This is a genomic window from uncultured Lactobacillus sp., assembly GCF_902491705.1.
GTDB lineage: Bacteria > Bacillota > Bacilli > Lactobacillales > Lactobacillaceae > Lactobacillus.
This window is the reverse complement of sequence record NZ_CABUIW010000086.1, coordinates 1-5,536: the sequence shown is the minus strand read 5'-3', so window position 1 is coordinate 5,536 and position 5,536 is coordinate 1. Positions and strand designations below refer to the sequence as shown.

Here is a 5,536-nt window from a genome sequence, read left to right as displayed (position 1 = left end):
ATCGACGGGCTAGTCGGTGTCTTTTTCTTTTTCTAATATCTATTCTAAAGGAAAGCGGAGTTAAATGAAATCCGAAGATTTCATTTAACTCCGCTTATTATTAGAGACTTATGTCACAGCCCCATTTTCTTATTGCAATTATATGTACAAAAGTATATAATATATTTAGCCCCTAAGGAAAGGGGGTGAGTATGATGCACTTAATCATAAAGAAAAAGCCCAGCAAGATTAAGATTGTGTTTAGCGGACACTTCTTCATCAAACTAGACTTTGAACTTATCATTAAGTGGTAATTACTTACCGCCCTAAGAGTTGTAAGTTTAGCAGCTCAACTCTTAGGGGCTTTATTACAATTAAAGTATAGCATTTAAAAGCGAGGGTTTAAATCATGAAGAGCTATAAATTCCACACCAGGAATAATCATGTTGAAGTTGAATTGACTATTCCAACGCCTAGAGAAGCAAAAGACAACATAAAACGGCAGGCGATCAAGTTCAAGGATTGGCTGCATTCACCCAAAATAAAAAAACGTCACAATAAACTAATTGAGATTGAAATTGAAACGGACAAGACGCATAAGAAATGGGGCTTTTAACATGGCAATTAGTGAAGCTCAGAAGCGGGCTACTTACAATTATCGTAAGAAGAACAGAGAACGCACCCGCTACATTAATAAGCGTTCAATGGCTAAGAGCTTTATTCTGAATAATGCTACTAGCGAAGACTTGGAAGCATTAAAGGGCTATATTGAGCAACGACAAACAGAACTAGACAAGCAATAGGCAACTAAGCATCCCCTGCTAGTTGCTTTTTTTATACGGGGATGAGAAGCAATTTGAGTCAATTTTGGCCCCTTTTTTGATTGCTAAAAATTGCCTGTAATTACTTGTGTATCAATGGATTAGCTGGAATTTATTAAACGCAAGGCTTGCGCATCGAATAATTCACTTTAAAAGTGATTTAAATTATATAATTTAATCATGGTAAGTCTTGGGGAGTAGCTACCCTATTACTTATCTAGGCAATAAGAAGCTAGACATCACCAACGGTTTACAAGTACAGCAAGAAATGGGGCGTTGGTTGTGAAAGTTTCTTGACTGCTAGGGAGGTTCTGGCGGTGAGCATAACAGTGACATTTACAAGCTGTAAAATGCTTGTGTTTGTAATTGTTATAGCAATCAGCCTAATAAAAAAGCATCAATAGCTATTAACTATTAATGCTTAAATAGAACTTGTCTAGCAAGAAATGCCGGGCGTTAGGTTATCGCACAGCCTAGCGCCTTTTCACGTTTAAAATTATAACATGGGTTAAAATAAATGAAAATAGCGTAAATAAATGTAAAAAATAATCAAAGAGCGATCAAAGTATTTTGCTACCTTGACCGCCCTTTCTTTATATCGCGCAATACAAACGCTTTTCAAATTCAAATTAATTATAGCTTATCGGTGCAAGAATTGCAGATATTGCACTGATAACTTAATCATTGACCGGATATCTTCATCACTCATCAGCAATTGATAAAGATAATAAAACATAGGCAGATCGGACAGGCCTATAAAAGGCAGCAGGAACGCATAAGAAAAGCCCCTATTTGATTGGCTAGCAATCACAGAGGCGAAATGTTCCGGGAAAAAGTCCGCAGGTTGGTTATTCCTGATTAGCTAGCCTAGTTACTGGAATAACAACTTTTGCCTAATTTTCAACCGGCCTACATTTACGTTTAATTATATCATCCCCACAGTACTATCAATAATCATGACATTTCAGACCCCCTAAAAAGATATTCGCAATTTTGGGGATGATTTTTCCGCAGAAGTTCCGCAGACAAAAATAAAAAGACCACCGAAAACCGGTAGCCTACCACGTTGGCAAGAAGATTATTTTTTCCGCAATTTTTCCGCAGAATTGTTAAAAAATAGCCTAAATGGGTGTAAAGCAAAAATCAAGAATGCCTTTATATCAACGTTTTTTACACCTATTTATTTTATTTAAAAATAAAAAAATCACCCGCACGGGGATCGAACCCGTAACTCCGCCTTGAGAGGGCGACGTCTTAACCAATTTGACCAGCGGGCAATAAACAATACAAGAGAAGTATACAGATTTTCTCATATATTGTCAAACATTAATTAATTTACTATTTAGATCAATTAATAAAGACAAAATCATTCAAACGATAGTTCTAGTAAATAAACCCTCATCTTCTTAACGTGAGCAGTTGTTACCCAAACATCGTGATAATTCTTCTTTTCTTGATGCGTCTTAACAAAAAAGCTTTCTAACAAATCACCATTTTTAGCCACAAAGTCATTTGATAGTCGATTTACCATTAAGCGATCATCCGGAAAATAAAAAGAAGCATCCGCAATTTTCAGTGAGTCCTTAATAAAAACGGAAATTGTATTGGTATACTGTACTTTTTCACTCACTATTAGTTCTGGATGATGCTTAATCTTGGTTAATACGTAATAAATTGAATCAGAATTACTTGCCATTTTCTCTTCTCCTCAATGTCTAAAGGTATTTTACCAAGAAACAAATCACACGTAAAATTTCAACAAAAAAGGGCTCCGAATAATACGGAACCCTAACTAATTGGGCATACTGGTCTCGAACCAGTAAATTATGGATTCAGAGTCCACTGCCTTACCAGTTTGGCGAATGCCCAATAAGATAACAATAATAATATACACGGTGAATTTTAATTAGTCAACCATTTTCTACGGATTCATCTTAATCAAATTCACTAATGACGATATTTTTGTAACCAAATCCGCCACTGCGTTACCATATTAATCCACGGATGCCTAGTCCCATTATTCCAATAGTCAACATCTGCTTTAATTTGCCGTTGTGACCACCGAGAGTAATCATGGTGCATAAAGTTATAATCTTGCACCTCAGACTGGCTTTCCCAAATAGCAGCCATTATAAACTGGCTCCGGGTCCGTTGTAACTTTGGATCGACTTGGTCTACCGCGATGACATCTAATACTTTAGCAGTCGCAATTGGCGGAATTACCCGATTATCCTTAATATATGGGCCAACCGGGACGTTAATCAAGGCACCCTTCATTACCTCTTGCCAATTCTCTCGTGTTTGATAACGATGCTCTAATCCCGGTTCAACATCGTTTGCTAATAGGTAATCTCTCTCTTCGCCCCAACTAAGTACAACATGGAGTTTAAATGCCGCAACCATGATAGATTTCCCCCTCGCAACCTTGTTATTACTATTTTACCGCAAATCTTTTCCCTATAGCGGTTCACATAGGGAAAAATCCATTCTAAATAATAGACAAGCTCTAAGAAGTTCACTAGAATGCACTTTATGGGGGTAGTTTTTTAATGAAGAAGTATTCGAAATTCCTTCTCCCGCTAATCTATAGCTTGATTTTTATCACCGCGATCTGGTCCTATCAGAATATTGAAACAGTAAACTCAAACACTAACATCTTCATTCATGAAGTCCAGATTCACACTCAAAATATTATTAACCAGGTTACGGGAAAAAAGAAACAAAAGCCAAAATTAACAAAAGATAACTCGCAAAGGACAGAAAAAAAGGCCACTTACTCGAAGCCTGTTGGTAAATGGCCAACAAATTCTGCCACTATTTTTATTAATATCAAAGATCCGGTCTTACGAAGTGCTGCTAAATCAGCGATCAAAGCATGGAATGATACTGGTTCCTTTACTTTTCACGTGGTTAAGAAACAAAAAGATGCAAACATTCTTTTCACAACAATTGATGATGATAAGGATGGAGCGGCTGGTTTAACAGAAGCAAATATTAATTCTGGCAATGGCAACTTCATCTACGTAAGGGTCGAACTCAACTCTGCATATCTGCTAAATCCGGTTTACGGTTATTCACAACGACGGATCATCAATACAGCCGAGCATGAACTTGGTCACGCCATTGGTCTTCACCATACAGATAACATTTCAGTAATGCAGCCAACCGGTTCTAATTACCCAATTCAATCAACAGATATTCAAAACGTTAAGCTCCTCTATTCACAGAAAAACACTGCATCAACTTCATCTCAGTCTCAAACTAATACTACTAATAATAACTAGATTCCCTCTTAAATTTAAAATCCACCAGCTGATTCATGGTAAAATGACACCGTGTGTATTTTTAAGAAAGGTTATCGTTTCAATGAATTCAAATAAAAAAGCTCTCGGTCTTGCAATGGTAATCACCGCAACCACTTTTTGGGGAATTTCCGGTCTGTTTGCCAAGGCCCTTTTTAACATTAGTCCGTCCATCACTTCACTATGGCTAACCCAGTGGCGGTTGATTTTTGGTGGTGTGATTATGATTGTTATTAGCAAACTAATGGGCAACCATCCATTTGCGATTTTCCATAATTTACATGACACCTGGGTTATCTTTGCCTATGGTGTAATTGGTCTGGTACCTGTCCAGTTTGCTTACTTTATGGCTGTTCAAGAAGGAAATGCCTCCATTGCCACTATTCTTCAGTTTGTTGGTCCCTTCTTCATTATCGCTTATCTAGCCGTTTTTCGACATGAGCCGCCACGAAGAATTGAAATCATTTGTGCAATCATCGCCTTCCTCGGTGTCTTCATCATTGCCACTCATGGTCGATTCAACCACTTAGCTGTCACACCAGCGGTCCTCTTTTGGGGCTTTATCTCAGCGGTTGGTGTTGCTACCAATACCTTGATTCCCCAGAAAATGTTACAAACTGGGCGTGTACCATCGCTAGACGTTACTGCATGGGGACTTCTGTTTGCCGGCATCGTTCTTTTAGCAATTCACCCTCAGCAACCGGCAATTCCAAACGTTCCCAGTGTTTGGATCGACTGTGCAAGCATCTTAATTATTGGAACAATCATTCCGTTCTACTTGGCAAATACCTCACTCAGATACATTGATGCAACAACATTTAGTCTAATGGATGCCTTTGAACCACTTTCGGCAACTATTGGTTCCGTTTTAATTTTCCACCTTTACCTAACTGGAGCTGATATTCTTGGATCTATTCTGGTTATCGTTGCGGTATGTGCAATCAACATTCGTCCACACCGCAAGAATGCTAGTGACTAATAAGAAGGAGGATACAATATGGCAGAAGATGGTTATAAATATGATGAAGATGGCTTTCGTGAGGATCTTAAGAATGATCCCAATGTTCTTCACCAGCCCGATGCTGATCGGACAAGCTGGAAGCTAAAGGTTCTTTCTTACGATGAAACAATAGATGTTCTTAATGGTGATACTAAGGTTCAACCCGAGTTTAAGTTCTCTGATGAAGTATTGGATAAAATTGTTAAGGAAAAGCCTGAGTTGAAATCTGATGAGGATATTAAAAACCTCATTAAAGATAAAGACCAGCAAATCCTTCTTGCAAGGTATAACGAGGATCAGGCTAATAATCAAACAATTAGTCCTGATAGTGAAGCCCAGGATAAGGAATAGTTAAGAAGAGGATGGGAAAAACTAGGCGTTTTTTCTCATCCTCTTTCCTACGATTAGTCAAGAATAAATTATCAAAAATAAGC

7 protein-coding genes and 2 tRNA genes are annotated in these 5,536 nt (G+C 37.9%); 5 read left to right on the top strand and 4 right to left on the bottom strand.

The features are described 5' to 3' along the window. Window positions 1-388: 388 nt before the first annotated feature. Window positions 389-595 carry a hypothetical protein gene (locus tag RDN22_RS10860; RefSeq protein WP_308558114.1) on the top strand — a complete coding sequence of 69 codons (207 nt, stop codon included), beginning with the start codon at window positions 389-391 and terminating at the stop codon, window positions 593-595. 1 nt (window position 596) lies between these two features. After that, entirely contained in the window at window positions 597-782 is a 186-nt protein-coding gene (locus RDN22_RS10855; RefSeq protein WP_308558113.1) for a hypothetical protein, read from the top strand. Window positions 783-2,004: 1,222 nt separating this feature from the next. Here the strand turns inward: RDN22_RS10855 and RDN22_RS10850 are convergent. From RDN22_RS10850 to RDN22_RS10835, 4 genes are all read right to left on the bottom strand, one after another. After that, a tRNA-Glu gene (locus RDN22_RS10850) sits at window positions 2,005-2,077 on the bottom strand. 89 nt (window positions 2,078-2,166) lie between these two features. Next, entirely contained in the window at window positions 2,167-2,496 is a 330-nt protein-coding gene (locus tag RDN22_RS10845; RefSeq protein WP_278558832.1) for a hypothetical protein, read from the bottom strand. A gap of 100 nt (window positions 2,497-2,596) precedes the next feature. Continuing rightward, window positions 2,597-2,669 (bottom strand) — tRNA-Gln (locus RDN22_RS10840). A gap of 78 nt (window positions 2,670-2,747) precedes the next feature. Next, entirely contained in the window at window positions 2,748-3,203 is a 456-nt protein-coding gene (locus RDN22_RS10835) for a hypothetical protein (protein WP_278558831.1), read from the bottom strand. Window positions 3,204-3,349: 146 nt separating this feature from the next. Between RDN22_RS10835 and RDN22_RS10830 the strand changes: the two genes are divergently transcribed. From RDN22_RS10830 to RDN22_RS10820, 3 genes are all read left to right on the top strand, one after another. After that, window positions 3,350-4,084, top strand: coding sequence for a matrixin family metalloprotease (locus RDN22_RS10830; RefSeq protein WP_278558830.1), 735 nt, complete (start codon window positions 3,350-3,352; stop codon window positions 4,082-4,084). A gap of 82 nt (window positions 4,085-4,166) precedes the next feature. Beyond that, window positions 4,167-5,081 carry a DMT family transporter gene (locus RDN22_RS10825; RefSeq protein WP_040531618.1) on the top strand — a complete coding sequence of 305 codons (915 nt, stop codon included), beginning with the start codon at window positions 4,167-4,169 and terminating at the stop codon, window positions 5,079-5,081. Between the two features lie 18 nt (window positions 5,082-5,099). Continuing rightward, a complete protein-coding gene (locus RDN22_RS10820; RefSeq protein ID WP_278558828.1) occupies window positions 5,100-5,453 on the top strand; it encodes a hypothetical protein in 354 nt (117 codons plus the stop codon). Window positions 5,454-5,536 lie beyond the last annotated feature (83 nt).